This is a genomic window from Variovorax paradoxus EPS, from assembly GCF_000184745.1.
Lineage (GTDB): Bacteria > Pseudomonadota > Gammaproteobacteria > Burkholderiales > Burkholderiaceae_C > Variovorax > Variovorax paradoxus_C.
Window position 1 is genome coordinate 3,969,025 of record NC_014931.1, and the last position, 22,293, is coordinate 3,991,317.

The following is a 22,293-nucleotide window of genomic DNA, read 5'->3' on the forward strand; positions in this document are numbered from 1 at the left end:
TCTCATATGAGAAACGAATCACCCCCGCCCAGCGAAGCCCCCGGCCACCTCGACGCCCTCATCGCGACCCGGCTGCTCGCGCTGCGGCAGGCCAAGGGACTCAGCCTGGCCGAGCTGGCCGAGCTGTCAGGCGTCAGCAAGGCCATGATCTCGAAGGTGGAGCGGGCACAGAGCAGCCCGACGGCCGTGCTGCTGGGCCGACTGGCGGCGGGCCTTGGCGTGTCGCTGGCGCAACTGCTCACCGAGGAAAAGGAAAAGGAAGCGCCCCAGCGGCTTCGCACGAAAGCGATGCAGGAAGTCTGGCGCGACCCCGAGGCGGGCTATTTGCGCCGCCAGGTGGCCGAGCGCGGCGCGACGGGCAGCGGGGTGGAACTGGTAGAGGTCGAGCTGCCGCGTTCGGCGCAGGTCGGCTATCCGCGATGGAGCGGCAAGCCCTATCGCCAATGCCTGTGGATGCTTGAAGGCGCGCTGCGGGTGGACTACGGCGACGAACGCTTCGAACTCGCGCCCGGGGACTGCCTGGACTTCGGCGTGGACCGGCCCCTCGTCTTCAAAGCGCTCGGGCGCACTGCCTGCCGCTACCTGCTGGTCGCGTCCGCGGACTAGCCTTGCGGTAGGCACCCTCCCACACACAGAGGCGGTCGGCGCTGGTTCGAGGTGTTCAGCACATCGGGATACTGCAGGCATCTCAGATACCGGAGGACATGATGTCTTTTGCGCTTTACATGATCGGTTTCCTGATCTTCCTGGGCGGCGTTGCCTGGGGTGCTTCAGTGGCTGGCGTTCCCACGCTCTACATCGGCATCGGTGCACTGATCCTTCTGGGCATCGGCATCTTCAGCGCGGTGGGCCGCACGCGCAGCAAAGACCCATCCTGACGCGCCGCGGCTGCGCGGGTTCACACAGCCTTCACGCCGCGCGCACATCGCCCGCATACCCCCCGCACATGGCGTAGCTAACTTCGCACGCGCACCACAAACCGTGGTGCGCATTGCCAAGTCAGCTGCCCATGCACTCCTCTTCCTGCTTCTTCTCCCCGCTCTCCACCTCATCCACGGCGCCTTGCCCGGCGCCGGTCGCCACGAGCGGCGGCCTCGCCAACATCAAGGTGGACCTGCTCGTCGTCGGCGCGAGCTTCGCGGGCCTCGCCTGCGCCCGCGCCGCGGCGCTCGCCGGACTCAGCGTGATGGTGCTGGAGAAGAAAACCAGCGCCGGCGCCAAGCTCCACACCACCGGGATCATCGTGAAGGATGCGGTCGACAGCGTCCCCTGGCTGGCCGAAGTGCCACCCGTGCTGGTCCGGCGCATCGAAGGCGTGCGGCTCTATGCGCCGAACATGCGGCACGTCGACCTGCACGCACCCGGCTACTGGTTCTGGGCCACCGATGCACCCGCGCTGCTCGACTGGATGGTCGATTCCGCCCGGGCCTGCGGCGTCGATGTGCGGCTCGGCACGCTCTTCGAGCAGGCGCTCTGGATGAACGACCGCTGGGAAGTCCCGGTGACGCACGGCCCTTGCATCACCGCGACCTATCTCGTGGGCGCCGACGGCCCGCATTCGCGCGTCGCCAAGGCGCTGGGCCTTTCGCGCAACACGCGCTTTCTCTACGGCGTCGAGCATGAATACCAAGGCGCCCGCATGGCGCCCGACCTCCTTCACTGCTTCATCGACCGCCAACTCGCCCCTGGCTACATCGGCTGGGCGCTCGACGGCGTGGGCGTGAGCCAGATCGGCCTGGCCCGCCGCCTGGGCCACAACGATGCGAACGCGCTGCGGCTCGCGCCGTTCCTCAAGAAGATCGAATCGGTGGTGTCGCCGGGCGATGCACCGCCGGTCGCGGTGCGCGCCGGAATGATTCCCTGCGGCGGCGTGCTCCCGGTCGTGGCGCGCGAACGGGCGTTGCTGGTGGGCGACGCGGCCGGCATGGTGTCGCCGGTCACTGCTGGCGGCATCCACACGGCGCTGCAGCACGGAGAACGAGCGGGCGAGGCGGTAGCGCGCTTCGTGCGCGGCGAGGTGGGTGATCCGGCGACGTGGTTCGTGCGCAGCTACCCGCGCTTCCTGCTCAAGCGCTCGCTGCGCTGGGCCTTCGACCACTTCCAGAGCGACTGGATGTTCAACCACCTGCTGGGCACGCCGCAGATGCGGCGCATGGCGGAACTCGTCTACTTCCACCGCAAGGGCGGGCCGCTGCCGAAGAAGGGCTAGCGGGAGCCGATCAGGCGCCGCGCTGGCGCATCGCCTCGTAGAGACACACGCCGCTGGCCACCGAGACATTCAGGCTCTCCACCGCACCGGCCATCGGGATGCTCACCAGCTCATCGCAGGTCTTGCGGGTCAGCTGGCGCATGCCATCGCCTTCGGCGCCCAGCACCAGTGCCAGGGGGCGCTTCAGGTCGCTTTGGTAGATCGTGCCCGGCGCGTCGTCGCTGGTGCCCACGCACCAGATGCTGCGCTCCTTGAGTTCATTCATCGTGCGCGCGAGATTGGTCACCATGAAATACGGCACCGTCTCGGCCGCGCCGCTCGCCACCTTGGCCACGGTGGCGTTGATGCCGGCCGCATGGTCCTTGGGGGCGATCACCGCATGGGCGCCGGCGCCGTCTGCGACGCGCAGGCACGCGCCCAGGTTGTGTGGATCGGTCACGCCGTCTAGCACCAGCAAGAGGGGCACGGTGCCGGCCTCTTCGAGACCCTCGAGCAGTTCGTCGAGCGAATGGATTTGGGCGGTGGGTTCGACCCGCGCCGCCACACCTTGGTGGCCGTGGCTGCCGGCGAGCTTGGCGATGCGCAGGCTGTCGGCCTCGACCAGCCGCACACCGGCTTCTTGCGCGCGCGCGATGAACTGTTTCATGCGCGCATCGCGCCGGCTGGCATCGAACAGAACCTCGAGCACCGATTTCGGCGCGGTCTTGATTCGCACGCCCACGGCATGGAAGCCGAAGATCACTTTGGGGGAAGACATCCCCCGATTATCCCTACCCTCGGGGATCGCCCCTCAGGCCCCTCAGGCGATCGGCAGACCGCTGAGCGCGCGCGTGCGCTCGTCATGCAGTTCCTGCACCGCCTGCGCATTCGGATGCACGCGCCCGGTGTTGCCCACGCTCTCCAGGTACTGGCAGGCGGCGTGGCCTTCGGCGGCCTTTTCGTATTGCGCGATCCAGGCGTCGCGCACCGGCAGCTTCTCGGGCGACACAGGCCACACGCCCGGCTGCGGCCGGATGTGCTCTCCGATGCCGATGCGCCAAGGCTTGGCGCTCAGGCGGGCACGAAAACAGTTCTGGTTGCGGCACATGCGCGCGTAGACCTTGTCCACGCCCAGCGCCTGGAAGCAGTCGGCCACCGTCATGTCGGTCGGACTGAAGACATCGTGCATCGCCAGCAGGCGAAAGCCCGCGGGCGTTCGGTACACCCGCAGGTGCCAGTCGGGATGCTGGTGCAGGAAGCGCCCGACGCGCTCGGCCGCGCGCTTTTCGGGCGCGGGGTTTGTGCTGGCCTCCCCACGCTTCTTGGCCAGGCCGATGCGGTAGGCGACGATGAAGACGACGATGGCGGCAATGAGTCCGCCTATCCAGGTCTTGGCGGTCCAGCCGCCGACGATGCCCGCAATCAGCGCCGGCACCAGCGCAAAGCCGAACACGCTGGTGCGCAGGGGTTCGTCGAAATCGATGTCGACGAACATCACGTCGGGCGTATTGAGGCAGCGTGCGCCGTAGCCGTTGCGGGTGACGACGCTCTCGCCCTGCCGCTCGACGATTTCCTCGCGGATCGGCATGCCGTCGGCGCCGTTGTAGGCCACCTTGCGTTCGCGGCGCTCGAGCGTTTCGCCGCTCGTGATGCGATCGAAGGCTTCGCGGGTGCGCTGGTCGGCATGCGCCTGCGCGGCCAGCGGGCTGTCGTCCGACCAGCCATAGCGCCGCACGGTGATCTGCTTGCCGTCCACTCGTTCCTGGATGCGGCCTTCGGCCCAGTACTGGGGAACGATCATCGCTTCAGGCGCCCTTCACGAAATACAGCCAGGCCAGCACCACGACCAGCACCACGATGACGATGGGCAGCAACTTGGAGCCCCCTTGCGACACCCGCCCCGGTTCGGCCATCGGATTCGTCGGAATGCCCGACGGCAAATGCCCGAAATCGCCGGCCGCCGGATTCTGGTGGTTTTCGACCAGCTGCTTGGCCTCGGCCAGCCCAAGGCCCGTGGCTTCGCGCGTGAGGCGGACGGCCTCGACCTTGTTGCCCTTTGCCAGCGCAGTAAGCGCAGCCGACGGCACCGCCGCTGGCCCGTTGCCCTGCATGCCCGCGCCCTCGGGTTCGCCGCGGCCCCAGTCGCCCTCCTGCCAGTCGGCCGGCGCGCCCTCGCCATTGGGGTAGCGCTCGACGGCTTCCTTGGACGACTTGAGGTCCATGCCGGTCTTGTCGCGCACGATCTTGATCGCCTCGATCAGGCTGCCGCGCTGCAATGCCGCAACGGCTTCGGGTGGAAGCTTGTCCATGGACCTCTCCTCGGGTTGTTTGTTGTTGTCTCTTCGCCGCGTCTTCGACGTTCAGGCGGCCTGTTCGACCGTCGAGACCGGCGTCTTCTCGTTGAGCGACACACGCCCGGCCTCGATGGTGATGCGGCGCTCGCAGCGGGACGCGATGCCGCGGTCGTGGGTGACCAGCACCAGCGTCGTTCCCAGTTCGCGGTTGAGGTCGAACATCAGCTTCATCACCTGCTCGCCGGTCGCGAAGTCCAGGCTGCCGGTGGGCTCGTCGGCCAGGAGCAGCGCCGGCTGGACCACGAAGGCCCGCGCCAACGCCACGCGCTGCTGCTCGCCGCCCGAGAGCACCTTGGGGTAGTGGCCCAGGCGCTGGCCGAGCCCGACGCGACCGAGCATCTCGGTGGCGGCCTTGCGCGCGTCCTTGCGGTTGGCCAGCTCCAGCGGCAGCATCACGTTTTCGAGCGCGCTCAGGTTGCCCAGCAACTGGAAGCTCTGGAACACGAAGCCCACGCGTTGTGCGCGGAGGGCGGCGCGTTCGTCCTCGTCGATGGCGAAGATGTCGTCGCCCGCGAGCTTGACCGTGCCGCGCGTGGGCGTATCGAGCCCCGCGATGATCGACAGCAAGGTGCTCTTGCCGGAGCCCGAGGCGCCGACGATGGCGGCGGTTTCCCGCGCACCGAGGGTGAAATCGATGTCCTGCAGAATGTCCAGCGTGCCGGCCGAATCGGTGACGGACTTGAAGACATGCTCGACGGCGACAATGGCATCAGACGGGGATTGGGACATGGAAAGGCTTTGGTTTTGAATCGACGTGACTTTATCTTGACCACCGCCGCACTAGGCGGTGCGGGCAGCGCGGGAACATGGATGGCCGCGGCGCACGCCCAGTCGACCGCAACCGGCAAGCCGGTCATCCTGGTGCTGGGCGATTCGCTGAGCGCAGAGTACGGCTTGAAGCGCGGCGAAGGCTGGGTACCCTTGCTGGAAAAAAGGCTTGCCCAGCAGAAGATCGCGGCCACCGTGGTCAACGCCAGCATCAGCGGCGACACCAGTTCCGGCGGACGCGCCCGCTTCCCCGCCCTCCTTACACAACACAAGCCCAGCCACGTGGTGGTGGAGCTCGGCGCCAACGATGCGCTGCGCGGCCTGCCGCTCTCGGACACCGAGGCCAACCTGCTGCAGATCACCAAGGCCGCGCAGGCCGCGGGCGCGAAGGTGCTGATCGTCGGCATCCAGGTGCCGCCGAACTACGGCGGCGACTACACGCGGCGCTTCGAGGCGGTGTTCTCGAAGGTGGCGGGCGCGACCAAGTCGGCGCTCGTTCCCTTCCTGCTCAAGGGCGTGGCGGATGCGCCCAATGCGATGTCGCTGTTCCAGGCCGACCGCATCCACCCGACGGCCGTGGCGCAGCCGCAGTTGCTCGACAACGTCTGGCCCGAACTGCGAAAGCTGCTGCCCAAGTAAATCGGGCGGCGCGCGAAAAGAAAAAAGCCGCCGCAGGCGCAGGCCTGCGGCGGCTTTTCGATGGGAACGCCAGAAGCGGATCAACCGTTCTTGGTGGGCAACTCGGGCACCGTGGGGGGATCGCGTTCGAGCGATGCCACGTCGGTTTCCGGGTCTCCGGGAGCCAGTCCGTCGCTGCTCGGGCTGAGCTTGCGATATTGCTTCTCGCGGAGCTTTTCTTCCTTTTTCTTCTTCTTGGCCAGCTCTTTCTGGCGCTTCTCGTAGCCGTAATTTGGTGTTGCCACTGCTTCTCCTTGAGGCGAGACAGTCACGGTGACTGTGCGTCGCCTACTGTAAGCGATAACGGTGCAGTCTCAAGGCGTGGCGCCGGGGGCCGTTTCGAACTCGAACACACCTTGCAAACCGGGGTAACGCTGGTGCATGAACCAGCCCATCGCACCCGCGCCGACCAGCATGGCCATGACCATCGCGAACACCATCCAGCCGATATGTTCGCCCAGCGGCCAGAGGAAGATCACGCCCAGCACCGGCACCAGCCCGCCGAGGGACGACAGCCACATCCAGCGCCTCGGGGCAAGCATCGGCTCCCAGGTCTGCGGGTCGATGCCGGCATCGATGAACACCTCCGCATCGAAGCGCAGGCGCGGCCGGGGCTGGGTGGCCAGATGCAGCAACAACGCGCGCAGCAGCGCGGCCCGGTTGCGAAAGCGAAGGACGCGGCCGGTGTCGAGGGTCAGCGCCAACGGCAGCCGGATCTCCCTGGGCTCGCCGCCCCGCACCGCCTGATGAAACACCAGCCGCTTGACGATGGCTTCGCTCGATGCGAACTCCGTCTTCACGTCATGGAAACCCATGCGCGCACGGCACACCTCGTGCCATGCCACGGCCTGCGGCGACGCCGGATCGCCCCAGCGCATTCCTTGCGCGTCGATCCGCAGCATCGCCCCCTCGCCCACCCGCGAAAACTGGCGCAGCAGATACCAGATGCCGCCGCCCAGCAGCCCGAACAACGCCAGTCCGAGGAGCACGAGGATCGCCTCGTTGCCGCGCGCGTTGGACCAGTCCTCCTGCAGCACGGCACCGGCGGCGAGTACCGCAGCCATCAACACGAAAAACGCCACGAGGCCACCGATCAGGAGCCGCGTCCCGCGCAGGTCCGGCACGCCTTCCAGCGGACCCGACTGTGCGAGCGACTCCAGCACCTGCGCGGGCACGGTCAGCACCCGCGGCGCAACGACTTGCGACGCGGGCGGCACCACCTCGCGCGCAGCACGCGGCGCGACGTGCCAGCTCTTGCGGTTTTTTCTGCCCACTGCGCGCAGCAGGCCTTACATCTGCCCCAGCGCCTGCTGCAGGTCGGCTCGCAGGTCGTCGACGTCTTCCAGCCCGATCGAAAATCGCACCAGCGTGCCCTTGTAGGGCCAGCGCGCCACGCTCGCATCGCGCATCAGGCCGATGTCGTAGGGCACCACCAGACTGATCGGGCCGCCCCACGAATAGCCGAGGCGGAAGAGCTTCAGGCTGTCGCAGAAACGGTCGACCTGCTCGGTGCTGTAGCGCTCGTCGAACACCACCGAGAACAGGCCCGCGGCCAGGTCGGTGGCGCCGCACAGTGCGCGCCAGTTGGCGTGGCCGGGCGAATCTTCCAGCGCGGGGTGCAGCACCTGCGCGATCTCCTCGCAGCCGTTGAGCCAGCCGGCCAGTTCGCGCGCCACACGATCGTGCGCCGCATAGCGCAGGCCGATGCTCGGCAGCGAGCGCAGCAGGGTCTCGACATCGCCCACGCCGGCGCCGAAGCCGATGCGCATGTGCGAGAGCTTGAGCGCGCGGTGCAGCCGCTCGTCATTGGTGACCACGCTGCCCATCAGCACGTCGCCGCCGCCGCTCGGGTACTTGGTGAGCGCGTGCACCGAGATGTCGACGCCCTGCCCCGTGCCGTTGAAATCGAAGGGCGCGAAAGCCAGGCCGGCGCCCCAGGTGTTGTCCAGCGCCGTCACCACTCCGCGCGAGCGGCAGACGTCCACGAGTGCGGGCAGGTTCGGAAATTCCATCGTGACCGAGCCCGCAGCCTCCAGCCACACCAGCCGCGTGCGATGCGAGATCTTGGCCTCCAGGTCGGCCGGGTTCATCGCGTCGTAGAGGCGATGGGTGATGCCGAAGTTGGCAAGCTCGCCCGTGGCCAGCGCCTTGTTGGGGCCGTAGGCGTTGTCGGGAATCAGCACCTCGTCGCCGGTCTTCAGGAACGCGAACGAAACCAGCGAAATGGCGGCCAGTCCACTGGGCACCAGAAGGCATTCGGTGCCGCCTTCTAGCGTGGCCAGGCGCTCTTCGAGCGTGAACGTGGTCGGCGTGCCGTGCAGGCCGTAGGTGTAGCCCGCCTTGGTCTTCCAGTCGCGTGCGCGCATGGCGGCCACGTCGGCGAAGAAGACGGTCGATGCCTTGAACACGCCGGGCTGCGGCGCGGCGAAGGTGGCCGGCGGGGTGTAGGGATGGTGGATCAGGGTCGTCGAAGGCTTGCTCATGTACCGATGCTAGCGCGCCCGTCACACGCGGGGAAACCGGGCGCCCTAGACTCGCGGCTTCGCGACCTCGCGCTTTTGCGAACCACGCCGCACACCCCTCACCAGGAGCCCGTCGATGCCGATCACGAACCCGCAGTTGCAGAACCACCCATTCCTTCAGGACATGTACCGCGACGCGTACTTTCCCGACTTCCTGGTGGACAAGTGCAAGCAGATCCTGGTCGAACTCTGCGAGGCGATCGAGGCCAAGAAACCATCCGACGACGCCGGCCTGCTGAAGCTGACGCACGCCGCCACGAATCGGTTCAACGACCTGGTCGAGGAATTCGAAGAGAACGACAGCGAACTGGAAACAGGCGCGCGCGAAGCCATTGGCGCGGACTTCGAGACCATCGTCAGGGCCTATGGGTTCGTCGATGTGGACATCGAGGACGTGATCGCCACGCGCGACTGGTAAGCGGGGCGGCGCCATCGCACAATCCGCCCGATGGGCCACAGCCTGTTCCAACCGGGGTTCGCAGCGTGCAGCTGACGCGGCCCCCTCCTCCCCATCTGCAGCCATTCATCAAGCTGCTGTGGGCCTCCGCACCCGAAGGCGCGCCGACTGAACGGCCGGGCGCCCGCGAACACGTGCTGCCTACTGGCGGCATGCACCTGGTGTTCCGACTGTCGGGTCCGCCGCTGAAGCTGTTCGGGAGTGCCGACGACATGCGCGGCCAGACCTGCGGCTACGCGATCGTCGGCGGCGCGCGCGCCGCCTCCTACATGCGCGATGTTTCGGTGGCCACACGCTCTGTCGGCGCGCAGCTTCAGCCCGGCGCCGCGCGCGCGTTGCTCGGCGCGCCCGAGGACGCATTGGCCAGCCAGCACACGCCGCTCGACGCGCTCTGGGGCGCGCGGCAGACAGATGCCGCGCTCGAACAAGTCCATGCGGCGGGCGACCTCGAAAGGCAGCTGAACGTCTTCGAAGCGCTGCTCGCCCAGCGTGTCATCGACGCGCTCGGTGCCGGCCTGCGCGGCCTGCATCCGGCTATCGCCGCAACACTCGGGCCGCTGGCCGATGAGAACCCCTCGATCACCGGACTGGTAGCGCGCAGCGGCTACAGCCATCGCCGCTTCATCGCGCTCTTTCGCGGCGCGATCGGCCTCAGTCCCAAGGAGTACGCGCGCGTGATGCGTTTCGATCGCGCACTGACCTTGGCAGGCGACCCCGCTCAAAGCTGGGCCGAGATCGCGCTCACCGCCGGCTACAGCGACCAGGCGCACCTGAGCCGCGAGTTCTCCGCGCTGGCGGGCATGTCGCCGCAGGCGTGGCGGCGGACCGGCGCCACGTCGCCGCGGCACGTGCCGACGGGCACGTCAACAGGTCAAATTCGTTCAAGACGCTAACGGCACGCCGGCTCAGAATCGGCGCCACGACAACTGCTTTCCCCCTTACGAAAGGCACCCTCATGGCGATCCACGAACTGTTTCCATACCTCTGCGTCGACGATGCCGGCGCGGCCATCGACTTCTATTGCGAGGTTTTTGAAGTGAAGGAAATCTTCCGCCTCACCGAGCCCAGCGGGCGCATCGGCCACGCGGAGCTGGACTTCCACAACGGCGCGATCCTGATGATCTCGGACGAGTTCGCCGAATTCAACATCCGCAGCGCCAAGACGCTGGGCGGCAGCGCAGTGACGCTGCACTTGCACGTGGACGATGCGGATGCGGTGGTGGCGCGGGCCGTGGCGGCCGGCGCGACGCTCGACATGGCGCCACAGGACCAGTTCTACGGCGAGCGCTCAGGGGTTTTTCGCGACCCCTTCGGCCATCGCTGGAACGTGGGCCACAGCATCGAAAAACTGACGCCGGAAGAGATGCAGCGGCGCTACACCGCAATGCTCACTTCCGGCAACGGAACGTGCGGGGCCTGATCAGGGCTTGATCAGACCGACCACTTCTCGAGCAGCTTCTCTGCGCCGAGCGAGTCATAGCCCTCGAAGGGCTGGTGGATCCAGGGGTTGGTCGCCAGGTACTCGACCGAGTAGTCGGGCGTGAAGGTCGACAGCGCCTTGGTCCAGATCACCGCGCTGCGCAGTTCGGTGATCGGCTTGTAGTTGTTGCGCAGCATGTCCATCACGGCATGCAGCGTGTGGCCCGAATCGGCCAGGTCGTCCACCAGCAGCACCTTGCCGGCGATCTCGCCCTTGGGGGTGGTGATGAAGCGGGCGATGTCCAGGTGGCCCTGCACCGTGCCGGCGTCGGCGCGGTAGGAGCTGGTCGACATGATCGCCAGCGGCTTGTCGAAGATGCGCGAGAGCACGTCGCCCGGGCGCATGCCGCCGCGCGCGAGACACAGGATGGTGTCGAACTCCCAGCCCGACTGGTGCACCTTGATCGCGAGCTTCTCGATCAGATTGTGGTACTCGTCGTAGCTGACGTAGAGATGCTTGCCGTCTTCGGTCAACATGGTCTGTTCGTTCCTGTTCAGTCTGCGAGGTAGGGGTGACGCATCATGATCGTGTGGTCGCGATCCGGGCTGGTCGACACCATGTGGATCGGCACACCCGTGATCTGCTCGATGCGCTGCAGATAGAGGCGCGCATTGACCGGCAGCTTGTCGTACTGCGTGACGCCCACGGTGCTCTCGGTCCAGCCTTCGAGGGTTTCGTAGATCGGCGTGCAGCGTTCGATTTCGTCGGCACCCATTGGCAGGATGTCGGTGGTTTCGCCGTCGAGTTCATAGCCGGTGCACAGCTCGAGCTTCTCGAGGCCGTCCAGCACGTCCAGCTTGGTGATGCACAGGCCCGACAGGCCATTGACCTGCGCCGAGCGCTTGAGCAGTGCGGCGTCGAACCAGCCGCAACGGCGGCTGCGGCCGGTGGTCACGCCTTTCTCGGCGCCCACGGTGCTCATGTGATAGCCGGGCGTGCCGGGCGTGGCCCAGTCGAGTTCGGTCGGGAACGGACCGCCGCCGACGCGCGTGCAGTAGGCCTTCGTGATGCCCAGGATGTAGTGCAGCATGCCCGGGCCGACGCCCGAACCGGCGGCGGCGTTGCCGGCCACGCAGTTGCTGGAGGTGACATACGGGTAGGTGCCGTGGTCCACGTCGAGCAGCGTGCCCTGCGCGCCTTCGAACAGCAGGTTGGCGCCGGCCTTGTGGGCGTCGTTCAGCTCGCGCGAGACGTCGGCCATCATCGGCTTGAGCAGCACGGCGTGGCGCATGGCTTCGTCGAACACGGTGTCGAAATCGACGGCCGGTGCGCCCAGCACCTGCGTGAGCACATGGTTGTGCAGGTCGAGCAGCACGCGCAGCTTGGCAGCGAAGCGCTCGGGGTGCTTCAGGTCCTGCACGCGCAGCGCGCGGCGGGCGATCTTGTCTTCGTACGCCGGGCCGATGCCGCGGCCGGTGGTGCCGATCTTCTCGACGCCGCCCTTTTCGCGGTAGGCCTCCCGCGCGATGTCCAGCGCGGCATGGAACGGCAGGATCAGCGGGCAGGCCTCGCTGATGCGCAGGCGCGAGCGCACTTCGACGCCGGCTTTCTCCAGACCTTCGATTTCTTCGAAAAGCTTGGCCGCCGACAGCACCACGCCGTTGCCGATGTAGCACTTGACGCCGGGCCGCATGATGCCGCTCGGGATCAGGTGCAACGCCGTCTTCACGCCGTTGATGACCAGCGTGTGGCCCGCGTTGTGGCCGCCCTGGAAACGGACCACGCCCTGGGCGCTTTCCGTCAGCCAATCGACCAGCTTGCCCTTGCCTTCATCGCCCCACTGGGTGCCGACGACGACCACGTTTCTTCCGGTGGTTACGCTCATGCTCGTTCCATTGCTTAAAAATTCAGATCGCTCGGACATTCCACTGGCCAGCTTGCTCGACGAGCTCGCGGTCGCAATGGAATTCATCGATTTCGCTGCCGTGTCCCGGCAGCACACAGACAACCGTTTCACCGGCCTTGCGCAGTTGGGCGATGGCCTGGCGCAGCCCCGCCGCATCGCTCCAGGGCGCGCGGATGGCGGCGCGCAGCGGGCGCGCCGGCAGCACGCCGACCAGTTCGCGCACATCGAGGCTGAAGCCGACGGCCGGGCGGTTGCGGCCGAACACGGCGCCCACCTCGTCGTAGCGGCCGCCGCGCACCAGCGAATCGGCGGCACCCGGCACGTAGATGCCGAAGCGCATGCCGCTGTAGTAGGCGTAACCGCGCAGGTCGGCCAAGTCGAAGCTGATCTGGCGTCCGGCCGAGCCGTTCAGGCCAGCGGCGAGCTGCTTCAGGTCGGCCAGCGCAGCGCTGACGGCCGGCGTGCCCTTCAGGGCTTTGGCGGCCTCATCGAGCACCGACGCGTCGCCGTACAACTGGACCAGCGCGCGCAGCCCGTCGCGTGACGCTGCCGGGAAATCCTTGGTGAGCAGGTGCAGTTCGCTCGCATCCTTGGCAGCCAGCGCGGCATGCACGCGGGCGAGCGCGGCGGCATCGACCGGCACGCCGGCAAACAGCGCACGCACGATGCGGGCATCGGCCAGGTCGACGATCACGCCGTCGCGGAGGCCCGCGGCATCGAGGCAGTCGAGTGCGAGCAGGAGCGTTTCGGTGTCGGCTTCGAGGCCGGCGTGGCCGTAGATCTCGGCCCCGAACTGCAGCGGCTCGCGCGTTGCATGCGGGCGATCAGGCCGGGTGTGAAGCACCGGGCCGCAGTAGCAAAGCCGGGCCACGCCGTCGCGGTTCAGCAGGTGGGCATCGATGCGCGCCACCTGGGGGGTGGTATCGGCACGAAGGCCCATGCTGCGGCCGGATAGCTGGTCGACGAGCTTGAAGGTTTGAAGGTCGAGCGCCTCGCCGGTGCCGGAAAGCAGCGACTCGAGGTGCTCGAGCAGCGGCGGCATCACCAGCTCGTAGCCATAGCCACGGGCGGTATCGAGCAGCTGGCGTCGAAGTTCTTCGATGTGGCGCGCCTCGGAAGGCAGCACATCGGCAATGTGATCCGGGAGGACCCAGGCGGACATGGGGATCGGGGGCGTGGTTAAACCGGGATTCTACCGGGACCGCGCTACGCCAAAACCCAAAGTAGTACCAAGCCCAGCAAGATGCTGCAAAGACCGAAGAATCGAAGCTGCCCGTCGCGCAACTGCATCAGTTGCCCGAAGCCGCGCCGCCACCCTCCCGGCGACACGAAGGGCAGGATGCCTTCGATCACCAGGACGAGCGCCAACGCGCTCCAGAAGGTCTCGGCGCTCACTGAACCCTGAAACGGATCAGCGGCGGGGTGCGTTGCCCGCGGAGCCGGAGCCCTGCATGGCACGGAAGAAGTCGGACGACGGGTCAACCACCAGCACGTCGCTCTTCTTGTTGAAGCTCTGCTTGTAGGCTTCGAGGCTGCGATAGAACTGGGCGAACTGCGGGTCGCGGCCGAAGGCCTCGCTGTAGGCGCTGGCGGCCTGGGCATCGCCCTCGCCCTTGATCTTCTGGGCGTCGCGATAGGCGTTTGCCACAATCACTTCACGCTGGCGATCGGCATCGGCGCGAATCTTTTCGCCTTCGGCCGTACCGGTCGAGCGCAGTTCGTTGGCCACGCGCTTGCGTTCGGCTTCCATGCGGCGATAGACCGATTCGGTGATCGCTTCCACATAGTCCACGCGGGTGATCCGCACGTCGACCACGTCGACGCCCCAGGGCTTGCTGCCCTTCACCACAGCCAGCACTTCGCGCTGCACGTCGGCCATCAAGGCCTCGCGACGGACCGAGATCAAGTCGCGCACGGTGCGCTTGTTGATGTTTTCCTGGAACGCATTGCGCACGACGCGGTTCAACTGCATGGCACCCGCGTTCTCGTCGAGGCCGACGTTCCGGATGTAGGCCTGCGGGTCGCTGATGCGCCAGCGCACATACCAGTCGATCACCACGCGCTGCTTTTCAGCCGTGAGCATGGGCTCGGTGTCGATGCTCGACAGCGTCAGGAGGCGCTTGTCGATGTACGACACGTTCTGGAACGGCGGCGGCAACTTGAAGTTGAGGCCGGGCTCGGTGATGACGCTCTTGATTTGGCCAAGGGCATAGACCACGCCGAACTGGCGCTGGTCGACCACGAAGAGGGTCGAGCTCAGCAGCACGAGCAAGACAAGGATCGACGAGGCGATGAATCCGATTCTGTTCATGTTCTTCTAGGCCTTTATCAACGCACGTCACGTTCACGCGAACGGCCGTCGCGTCCACGGCTCTCGCCCGTGGGCGGGGCCACCGGGATCACCGACGACTGGGCCGGTGCGGTGCCAGCCACGCTCGGGCTGGCAGCATCGACGGGCGTTGCGGCGTTGTTGCCGCTCATCTGCATGAGCTTGTCCAGCGGCAAGTACAACAGATTGGAGCCTTGCTTGGTGTCGACCAGCACCTTGGTCGTGCTGGCGTAGATCTGCTGCATGGCGTCGGTGTACATGCGGTCGCGGGTGACCTGCGGTGCCTTCTGGTACTCCGCCAGCACCGCGCTGAAGCGGCCGGCGTCACCTTGTGCCTGGGCCACGATGCGTGCCTTGTAGGCTTCGGACTCTTCCTTGAGGCGCGAGGATGTACCGGAGGCAAGCGGCACGACCTGGTTGGCGTAGGCCTGCGCATCGTTCTTGGTGCGTTCGCGCTCCTGGCCAGCCTTGAGCACGTCGTCGAACGCGGCCTGCACCTGCTCGGGAGGACGCACACCACCCTGTTGCAGGTTGATGCCGACCACTTCAACGCCAATCTTGTAGCGGTCGAGGATGGTTTGCATCAATTGCCGCACGCGCGGGGCGATCTGATCGCGCTCTTCGGCCAGTGCCGCATCCATCTTCATCTTGCCGACCACTTCGCGCACGGAGCTCTCGGCCACCTGCACGATGGTTTCAGCCGGCGACTTGCTCTCGTAGAGCCAGGCCTGTGCATTGCTCAGGCGGTACTGCACGGCGAACTTGATCTCGACGATGTTCTCGTCTTCGGTCAGCATGGCCGATTCGCGCAGGCCCGTGGAACGCACGATGGCGTCGCGGCCCACGTCGGTGGAACGGATCTGCGTGGTCACCACCACCTCGTGGCGCTGAATCGGATATGGCAGACGCCAATTGAAGCCGGCGTTCACCGTCGACTTATAGCGGCCAAACTGCGTGACAACGGCCTGCTGGCCTTCGTTCACGATGAAGAAGCCGGTGCCGAGCCAGATCAGGACCGCCACGGCAGCCACCAGGCCGAGGCCGAATCCTGCGTTTTTCATATCGGGTCTGTAGCCGTTGCCGCCACCGCCGCTGTTGTTGCCGTTGGGACGGTTTCCGCCGCCTTTGCCGCCACCGAAGAAACCGCCGAGCTTGCGATTGAGGTCGCGCCAGAGTTCATCGAGGTCAGGCGGACCCTGGTTGGGACCTTGGCCGCGGGGGCGGTTGCCGTTGTTATTGTTGTTGCCCGAAGGCGGGGGCGTCGGTGCGCCCGGAGGATCGGCATCGGGGGGCCGGTTGCCGGCTGGGCGGTCGCCGTTGGAGGACGACGGCTCGTCGCCGCGACCCCATCGGCCATCGTTCAGATTGAACATGCCCAGAAACCCTCTCCACGCTGGCTTTGCATTCATTCGCTTCGTTCTCTTGTCAGTGGCGGGATTGTGCCCAATCAAAGGGCAGCATCGTGCAATTCAGTGTCGTCCGCAGGGGTCATCGTATCGGCTACGGAGCCCGACAGCCGAGCCAGCTCGGCGCGCAGCAACGGCACGCCCTCGCCGCTTTTGGCACTGAGGAAGATGCGGGGAACCTGAACTCCATCGATTTCCATCTCGTCCTGCAGATGCAGTGGACGTTGCGCACTTTCAAGAGCGTCGAGCTTGTTGAATACCAACAGTTGCGGAACGGTGTCAGCGCCGATCTCGCGCAGGACGCTTTGCACCTCGGCCATCTGCTCGGGGTAATGGGGGTTGGAGGCGTCGATCACGTGCAGCAGCAGATCGGCATCGACCGCCTCCTGCAATGTGGCCTTGAACGCGTCGACGAGGCCGTGCGGCAGGTCGCGGATGAATCCGACGGTGTCGGAGATCGACACTTGGCGCTTCGCATCGCCGAGATAGAGGTTGCGGGTGGTGGTATCGAGCGTCGCGAAGAGCTGGTCGGCTGCGTAAGCGCGCGCCTTGACGAGCGCATTGAAGAGCGAAGACTTGCCCGCGTTGGTGTAGCCAACGAGCGAAATGTTGAAGGTCTCGCGCCGTTCGCGCTGCCGACGCTGCGTGCCGCGCTGCTTCTGCACCTTGGCCAGACGCTCGCGCGTGCGCTTGATCGACTCGCTGATCATGCGGCGGTCGAGCTCGATCTGCTTCTCGCCCGGGCCGCCGCGCACGCCTGCACCGCCGGTCTGGCGCTCCAGATGGGACCATCGGCGAACCAGCCGCGTGCTGAGGTACTGCAGGCGAGCGAGCTCTACCTGCAGCTTGCCCTCATGCGAACGCGCGCGCTGGGCGAAGATTTCGAGAATGAGGAAAGTGCGGTCGTAGACAGCGATGTCGAGCTGGCGCTCGAGGTTGCGCTGCTGCGCCGGGCTCAAGGACTGGTCGAAGATGACCTCGCTCGCCTGGTGCATGGCGGCGAGTTCTTTGATCTCGTCGGCCTTGCCGCTGCCAACGAACAGGGCCGCATCGGGCGCCTTGCGTTTGCAGGTGAGTCGGGCGACAGGCGTGAGGCCCGCAGTCTGCGCGAGCAGGCCGAGTTCCTCGAGTTCGCTGTCGAAATGGGGCAGCCCAAAGTCGACGCCGACGAGAACGGCGGCGCCTTCCTGGCGGTGGATCAGTTCAGACAAGCGGAATCAGAAAATGAAAAAGCGCGACGGAGGGGGCTCCGTCGCGCTCCGCGCGATCAGGCTGCGGCGTCGTCGTTCTCGGCAGCCGAGAAGTTGACGGCACGACCCGGCACGATGGTGGAAATGGCGTGCTTGTAGACCATTTGCGTCACTGTGTTGCGGAGCAACACGACGTATTGGTCAAAAGACTCGATCTGGCCCTGCAGCTTGATGCCGTTCACCAAATAAATGGAAACCGGCACATGCTCGCGACGCAGGGTGTTCAGAAACGGGTCTTGCAGAAGTTGCCCTTTATTGCTCACGATATTCTCCGTGTTCAAGAGTAGTTGTTGGAGAGATGACCTTAACACAGGGTTTCTGCGCTGCAGCAATAGGAGCCAAAAGCCTTGAGAAAATAACGGCTCTCAAAAGACGGAACTTCCATTCCAGCTGCAACTCATCGGCCGCCATCGGCGGCCAAGCGCCCCAAACTTAATTCAGCTGTCCTTGTCCGCAAAGGGATTCTGTGAACTCTTGAACTGGATCCGCAAGGGCGTGCCAACCAGGTCGAATTCCTTGCGGAAGCGCCCTTCCAGGAATCGCTTGTACGCGTCGGTCACGTGCTCCAGCGAATTGCCGTGGATGATGATCACCGGCGGATTCATGCCGCCCTGGTGCGCATAGCGCAGCTTGGGCCGGAACATGCCGCCGCGCTGGGGCGCCTGGAATTGCACCGCCTCCAGCAACAACCGGGTCAGCACCGGCGTCGACATCTTGCGGGTGGCCGATTTGTGCGCCTGCGCAATCGCCTGCCACACCGGACCGAGCCCCTGGCGCTTGATGGCCGAGATGAAATGCAATGACGCGAACTTCAGGAACGGCAACCGGGTCTCGATTTGCCGCTGGATCTGCTCGCGCTGATAGCTGTCGACGGCATCCCATTTGTTGATGGCGATCACCACCGCGCGGCCGCTCTCAAGGATGTAGCCGGCAATGTGCGCGTCCTGGTCAGTCACGCCTTGTGTGGCGTCGAGCAGCAACAGCACGACATTGGCCGACTCGATGGCCTGCAGCGTCTTGACCACCGAGAACTTCTCGATCGCCTCGAACACCTTGCCCTTGCGGCGCAGCCCCGCGGTGTCGATCAGCTCGAAGCGCTGGCCATTGCGCTCGAACGGCACCGAGATGGCGTCGCGCGTGGTGCCCGGCATATCGAAGGCCACCAGACGTTCTTCACCGAGCCAGGTGTTGATGAGCGTGGACTTGCCGACATTGGGCCGGCCAGCTACCGCCAGCTTGATGGGCTTGTTGACGTCGTCTTCGTCCGTCTCATCGTCCGGATCAGGCAGGTTCAGCGGCTCGAGGGCCAGCTCGACCAGATCGCGCATGCCCTGTCCGTGTGCAGCGGACACACCGTGCACATCGCCAAAGCCAAGTTCGTAGAAGTCGACCAGCTTGGTGCCGTCGTGCATGCCTTCGGCCTTGTTGGCCGCCAGCACGCAGGGCTTGCCCAGCCGGCGCAGCTCGTTGGCGATGTCGTGGTCTTGTGCCGAGAGGCCTTCGCGGGCATCGACCACGAAGATCACGACGTCGGCCTCGGCCACGGCCTGCCGCGTCTGCTTGGCCATTTCCTTGTAGATGCCGCTGCCGGCATCGGGCTCGAAGCCGCCGGTGTCGATCACGATGAACTCGTGCTTGCCCAGGCGGCCGTTGCCGTAGTGGCGGTCGCGCGTGAGGCCGGCGTAGTCGGCGACGATGGCGTCGCGCGTCTGGGTCAGGCGGTTGAAGAGCGTCGACTTGCCGACGTTGGGACGGCCGACCAGGGCCACGACCGGCTTCATGGCCGGCCTTTCGATGGCGCGGTTTTCATGGTCGGGCCTTGAGAGTGGGAAAAGAAAAGATTAGTCAGGGCGATAGCCAAACACGCCGCCCTTGGCAGTCACGACCACGACCGTGTTGCCGGCCAGGACCGGCGCAACGGTGATGGCGGAGCCATCGGGCGTGACACGATTGAGCAGCGCGCCGTCTTCTCGCGAGACGAAATGCAGCGAGCCGGTGTCCTCGCCGATGATCAGCGAGCGCCCCACCGCGAGCGGCGAGGTCAGCACACGGTTCTTGAAGCGGGTCATTTGCCAGGCGCGTTCGCCGTCGCCGCGGCGCCAGGCCGTGACGCTGCCGTCGGATTCAGTACCGTAGACAAAGCCTTCGTCACCGGAGACGCCGTCCGCGCCCGAGGCCGGTTTGCTCCAGACCAGCGTACCGCGCTGTGTCTCGACGCAACCGACGCTGGCGTAGTAGGCCCGCGCGCAAATGCTGTCACCGAAGCGGCTCACGCTGCCGGTCAGGTCGACCAGGCGCTCCACGTCGTTGGTGCCGCGCGGCGCCGCAATGGGCGACTCCCAGCGCGAGGTGCCATTGGCCGGGTTGATGCCGACCAGCCGGCCGCCGATGCCCGCGATCAGGGTATCGCCCACGGCAATCAGCACGCCCGACTTGCGCAGCACCAGGTTTTCACTGGGGCGTTGCTGCAGCCAGAGGCGGCGGCCGCTCTGGCCGTCCCAGGCGCTGATGCTGCGGTCGGCGGTCTGCACGAACACACGGCGGCCTGCGACCAGCGGTGCGGTGAAGGCCTGGGCCGCCAGCTTCTGCTTCCACAGGACCTTGCCGCCTTCGATGGCAACGAGTTCGTTGTTGGTGGTGACGACCGCGGCCATCGTGCCGTCGCTGCCGACGCCTGCCGCCAATGTGGCGCCGGCGCTCGCACGCCAGGTTTCACGGCCGGCACGGGCGTCGATGGCCACGACGGTGCCGTCGTTGCCGGCCACCGTCACGATGTCGCCGCTGACGTCGGTGGTGAGCGGGAAGCTCACTTCCGGGATCTTCACGCTCCAGGCCTGACGCACGCCGAGCGTGGCGGGGTTGGCGGGCAGCTCGGCCGGCTTCGGCTTGCCGGAGCCCGAACAGGCGGCCAACAGCGCTACCAAAACAAGAGCGGAACCTGCGCGCAGGGCGCCCGATTCAGGCATGAGACGCTTGAGATTCATGATGCGGTCAGGAGTTTTTGGGGGCTGCGGGTGTGACAGTGATGGTTGGCGCCAGGCTCTTCGGGTCGACACCGACCGCGTTCAGCTTGATCTCGACCAGGCGGCGGTAGTCGGAGGTTGCGCCGAGACCCGTCCAAGCCTTGCGGTATTCCTGCTGCGCCTCGTCGCGCTTGCCCTGCGCCATGTAGATGTCGCCCTTGCGGTCGGCCACCAGCGGTTCGAACTCCTTGGGCACATTGCCGTCGAGTTGCTTCAAGGCTTCGTCGTACGACTTGCCGTCGAGCAGTTCGGCCGCGAGCCGCAGCTTTGCGATGGCCTGGTAGCCCGGATCGACGGCGCTCTGCGCCACCCAACCCAGTGCTGCACGCGATTCCTCGACCTTGCCCTTTTCGTACAGCGTCTTGGCAGCCAGGAGGCCCGCCTGCTGCGCATAAGCGGTGCCGGCAAAGCGCTCCTTCATGTCGCCCAGCACGCGCTGGATGCGCTCGACGTCGCCGGACTGCGTGCTGCGCTCGACCTCGTCGTAAAGAGCCGCGGCCTGGGCTGCCTTGTTGCGCTGGAAGTACTGCCAGCCGTTCCAGGCCACGAAGGCGCCAGCGACAAGCAGCACGACCCAGGTAATCAGGGTGCCGTAGGTGTTCCAGAAATGCTTGAGCTGGTCGAGCTGTTCCTGTTCTTCGAGATCGAGATGGGTTGCCATGCGCTGTCAGGTGTTGGGAGCCGGGGATTGTAGGGTGGCGGCCCAGGTGGCCACCTCGGCGAGCGGCCGGGCGATTTGCGCGCCGCTGCCGTCGCGCAGAGACTTGAGAGTCACTTCGCCGCGTGCAAGTTCATCGGCGCCGAAGATCAGGGCGTAGGTGGCGCCGCTGTTGTCGGCCTTTTTCATCTGCGACTTGAAGCTTGCCAAGCCCTCGGCCGTGGCGCCGTGCATCTGCACGCGCACGCCGGCTTCGCGCAACTGCTGCAGCGTACGCAGCACCAGCGGCATGGCGCCCGCGTCGGGCACGACGGCGTAGGCATCGGGAGCCGGTACGGGAATGTCTGCGCCCTGCTCTTTCAGCAAGTCGAGGACGCGCTCCACGCCCATGGCCCAGCCCACGGCCGGTGCAGGCTTGCCGCCGATCTGCTCGATCAGGCCGTCGTAACGGCCGCCGCCGCAGACAGTGCCTTGCGCGCCGAGGCGATCGGTAACGAACTCGAACACCGTGAGGTTGTAGTAGTCGAGACCGCGCACGAGACGCGGGTTGATCGTGTAGGTGATGCCGTTGGCCTGGAGGATCGCCTGCAGCCCCTCGAAGTGCGCGCGCGATTCGGCACCGAGGAACTCGCTCAGCTTGGGTGCCGACTCGACCACGTCCTTCATGGCCGGGTTCTTGGTATCGAGGATGCGCAGCGGGTTGCTGTGCAGGCGGCGCTTGCCGTCTTCGTCGAGTTTGTCGGCATGCTGCTCGAAGTGGGCGATGAGCTGAGCACGATGCAGCGCGCGCTCGGCGGGCTGGCCCAGACTGTTGAGTTCGAGCCGCACATCGGTCAGGCCGATGGCCTTCCAGAGCGCGCTGGCCAGCAGGATCAACTCTGCATCGACATCGGGGCCGGCAAAGCCGAGCGCCTCGGCGCCAATCTGGTGGAACTGGCGATAGCGCCCGCGCTGCGGCTTCTCGCGGCGAAACATCGGCCCCGTGTACCAAAGGCGCCGGGGACCGTCGTAGAGCATGTTGTGCTCGATCACTGCGCGCACGAGGCCGGCGGTGTTTTCCGGACGCATCGCGAGGTGCTCGGCTTGGCCGTGCTTGTCCGAGCGGTCCTCGAAGGCGTACATCTCTTTTTCGACGATGTCCGTGACCTCGCCAATACCGCGCACAAACAGCGCGGTGTGCTCGAGGATCGGCGTGCGCACGTTGCGATAGGCGAAGCGGCCCATCTGCTCGCGCACGGTGGCCTCGAGCCACTCCCAGCGCGCCGATTCGGGCGGCAATATGTCGTTCATGCCTTTGACGGCATTCAATTTTTCAGCCATGAGTCTGCGGAGGT

26 protein-coding genes are annotated in these 22,293 nt (G+C 66.1%); 7 read left to right on the forward strand and 19 right to left on the reverse strand.

The genetic code is table 11. The features are described 5' to 3' along the window. The first annotated feature begins 6 nt into the window (after positions 1-6). The 3 genes from VARPA_RS18350 (at position 7) to VARPA_RS18360 (ending at position 2,209) form a co-directional block, all read left to right on the forward strand. Positions 7-606: a helix-turn-helix domain-containing protein gene (locus tag VARPA_RS18350; RefSeq protein WP_013542088.1), complete on the forward strand. Its 600-nt coding sequence runs from the start codon at positions 7-9 to the stop codon at positions 604-606. A 101-nt stretch (positions 607-707) separates the two neighbouring features. Then, the gene (locus tag VARPA_RS31385; RefSeq protein ID WP_013542089.1) at positions 708-878 is read left to right on the forward strand and encodes a hypothetical protein; all 171 of its coding nucleotides are present in this window, start codon (positions 708-710) and stop codon (positions 876-878) included. Positions 879-1,009: 131 nt separating this feature from the next. After that, a complete protein-coding gene (locus VARPA_RS18360; protein ID WP_013542090.1) occupies positions 1,010-2,209 on the forward strand; it encodes an NAD(P)/FAD-dependent oxidoreductase in 1,200 nt (399 codons plus the stop codon). 10 nt (positions 2,210-2,219) lie between these two features. On the opposite strand, the gene rlmB is transcribed toward VARPA_RS18360, so the two are convergent. From rlmB to VARPA_RS18380, 4 genes are read right to left on the reverse strand one after another with little or no spacing between them, the layout of a single operon-like run. After that, on the reverse strand, positions 2,220-2,966 hold the full coding sequence (rlmB, locus tag VARPA_RS18365; protein WP_013542091.1) for a 23S rRNA (guanosine(2251)-2'-O)-methyltransferase RlmB: 747 nt from the start codon (positions 2,964-2,966) through the stop codon (positions 2,220-2,222). Between the two features lie 42 nt (positions 2,967-3,008). Beyond that, the gene (locus VARPA_RS18370; protein WP_013542092.1) at positions 3,009-3,989 is read right to left on the reverse strand and encodes a hypothetical protein; all 981 of its coding nucleotides are present in this window, start codon (positions 3,987-3,989) and stop codon (positions 3,009-3,011) included. 4 nt (positions 3,990-3,993) lie between these two features. Beyond that, the gene (locus tag VARPA_RS18375; RefSeq protein ID WP_013542093.1) at positions 3,994-4,497 is read right to left on the reverse strand and encodes a ribosomal protein L7/L12; all 504 of its coding nucleotides are present in this window, start codon (positions 4,495-4,497) and stop codon (positions 3,994-3,996) included. A 51-nt stretch (positions 4,498-4,548) separates the two neighbouring features. Further along, positions 4,549-5,271 carry an ABC transporter ATP-binding protein gene (locus VARPA_RS18380; RefSeq protein WP_013542094.1) on the reverse strand — a complete coding sequence of 241 codons (723 nt, stop codon included), beginning with the start codon at positions 5,269-5,271 and terminating at the stop codon, positions 4,549-4,551. Positions 5,272-5,352: 81 nt separating this feature from the next. On the opposite strand from VARPA_RS18380, the gene VARPA_RS18385 reads away from it, so the two are divergent. After that, a complete protein-coding gene (locus VARPA_RS18385) occupies positions 5,353-5,949 on the forward strand; it encodes an arylesterase (protein WP_013542095.1) in 597 nt (198 codons plus the stop codon). 80 nt (positions 5,950-6,029) lie between these two features. Here VARPA_RS18385 and VARPA_RS18390 read toward each other — a convergent pair whose 3' ends face one another. From VARPA_RS18390 to VARPA_RS18400, 3 genes are all read right to left on the reverse strand, one after another. Beyond that, positions 6,030-6,233 (reverse strand): hypothetical protein, encoded by a 204-nt coding sequence (locus VARPA_RS18390; protein WP_013542096.1) that lies wholly within the window; start codon positions 6,231-6,233, stop codon positions 6,030-6,032. A gap of 69 nt (positions 6,234-6,302) precedes the next feature. Further along, on the reverse strand, positions 6,303-7,262 hold the full coding sequence (locus tag VARPA_RS18395) for a hypothetical protein (protein WP_013542097.1): 960 nt from the start codon (positions 7,260-7,262) through the stop codon (positions 6,303-6,305). A 15-nt stretch (positions 7,263-7,277) separates the two neighbouring features. Then, on the reverse strand, positions 7,278-8,471 hold the full coding sequence (locus VARPA_RS18400) for a PLP-dependent transferase (protein ID WP_013542098.1): 1,194 nt from the start codon (positions 8,469-8,471) through the stop codon (positions 7,278-7,280). A gap of 115 nt (positions 8,472-8,586) precedes the next feature. On the opposite strand from VARPA_RS18400, the gene VARPA_RS18405 reads away from it, so the two are divergent. From VARPA_RS18405 to VARPA_RS18415, 3 genes are all read left to right on the forward strand, one after another. After that, positions 8,587-8,928 carry a DUF5713 family protein gene (locus tag VARPA_RS18405; RefSeq protein WP_013542099.1) on the forward strand — a complete coding sequence of 114 codons (342 nt, stop codon included), beginning with the start codon at positions 8,587-8,589 and terminating at the stop codon, positions 8,926-8,928. 65 nt (positions 8,929-8,993) lie between these two features. Further along, positions 8,994-9,860, forward strand: coding sequence for a helix-turn-helix domain-containing protein (locus VARPA_RS18410; protein ID WP_013542100.1), 867 nt, complete (start codon positions 8,994-8,996; stop codon positions 9,858-9,860). Between the two features lie 62 nt (positions 9,861-9,922). After that, entirely contained in the window at positions 9,923-10,387 is a 465-nt protein-coding gene (locus tag VARPA_RS18415; RefSeq protein WP_013542101.1) for a VOC family protein, read from the forward strand. Between the two features lie 11 nt (positions 10,388-10,398). On the opposite strand, the gene VARPA_RS18420 is transcribed toward VARPA_RS18415, so the two are convergent. From VARPA_RS18420 to hisS, 12 genes are all read right to left on the reverse strand, one after another. Then, entirely contained in the window at positions 10,399-10,923 is a 525-nt protein-coding gene (locus tag VARPA_RS18420; RefSeq protein WP_013542102.1) for a phosphoribosyltransferase, read from the reverse strand. Between the two features lie 17 nt (positions 10,924-10,940). After that, positions 10,941-12,272: an adenylosuccinate synthase gene (locus VARPA_RS18425; protein ID WP_013542103.1), complete on the reverse strand. Its 1,332-nt coding sequence runs from the start codon at positions 12,270-12,272 to the stop codon at positions 10,941-10,943. Positions 12,273-12,294: 22 nt separating this feature from the next. Next, a complete protein-coding gene (locus tag VARPA_RS18430) occupies positions 12,295-13,455 on the reverse strand; it encodes an ATP phosphoribosyltransferase regulatory subunit (protein ID WP_013542104.1) in 1,161 nt (386 codons plus the stop codon). 44 nt (positions 13,456-13,499) lie between these two features. After that, positions 13,500-13,688 carry a DUF2065 domain-containing protein gene (locus VARPA_RS18435; RefSeq protein ID WP_013542105.1) on the reverse strand — a complete coding sequence of 63 codons (189 nt, stop codon included), beginning with the start codon at positions 13,686-13,688 and terminating at the stop codon, positions 13,500-13,502. A gap of 16 nt (positions 13,689-13,704) precedes the next feature. Further along, the gene (gene hflC / locus VARPA_RS18440; RefSeq protein WP_013542106.1) at positions 13,705-14,604 is read right to left on the reverse strand and encodes a protease modulator HflC; all 900 of its coding nucleotides are present in this window, start codon (positions 14,602-14,604) and stop codon (positions 13,705-13,707) included. 17 nt (positions 14,605-14,621) lie between these two features. Further along, a complete protein-coding gene (hflK, locus tag VARPA_RS18445; RefSeq protein ID WP_013542107.1) occupies positions 14,622-15,995 on the reverse strand; it encodes an FtsH protease activity modulator HflK in 1,374 nt (457 codons plus the stop codon). Between the two features lie 74 nt (positions 15,996-16,069). Then, a complete protein-coding gene (gene hflX, locus VARPA_RS18450) occupies positions 16,070-17,239 on the reverse strand; it encodes a GTPase HflX (RefSeq protein WP_013542108.1) in 1,170 nt (389 codons plus the stop codon). A 56-nt stretch (positions 17,240-17,295) separates the two neighbouring features. Continuing rightward, positions 17,296-17,541, reverse strand: a complete 246-nt coding sequence (gene hfq / locus VARPA_RS18455; protein WP_012747311.1) for an RNA chaperone Hfq — start codon at positions 17,539-17,541, stop codon at positions 17,296-17,298. Positions 17,542-17,715: 174 nt separating this feature from the next. After that, complete coding sequence (der, locus tag VARPA_RS18460; protein WP_013542109.1) at positions 17,716-19,059, reverse strand: ribosome biogenesis GTPase Der; 1,344 nt, start codon at positions 19,057-19,059, stop codon at positions 17,716-17,718. A gap of 60 nt (positions 19,060-19,119) precedes the next feature. Beyond that, positions 19,120-20,262 carry an outer membrane protein assembly factor BamB gene (gene bamB / locus VARPA_RS18465; RefSeq protein WP_013542110.1) on the reverse strand — a complete coding sequence of 381 codons (1,143 nt, stop codon included), beginning with the start codon at positions 20,260-20,262 and terminating at the stop codon, positions 19,120-19,122. Positions 20,263-20,269: 7 nt separating this feature from the next. Beyond that, the gene (locus VARPA_RS18470; protein ID WP_013542111.1) at positions 20,270-20,962 is read right to left on the reverse strand and encodes a YfgM family protein; all 693 of its coding nucleotides are present in this window, start codon (positions 20,960-20,962) and stop codon (positions 20,270-20,272) included. 6 nt (positions 20,963-20,968) lie between these two features. Beyond that, positions 20,969-22,279 carry a histidine--tRNA ligase gene (gene hisS / locus VARPA_RS18475; protein WP_013542112.1) on the reverse strand — a complete coding sequence of 437 codons (1,311 nt, stop codon included), beginning with the start codon at positions 22,277-22,279 and terminating at the stop codon, positions 20,969-20,971. Positions 22,280-22,293 lie beyond the last annotated feature (14 nt).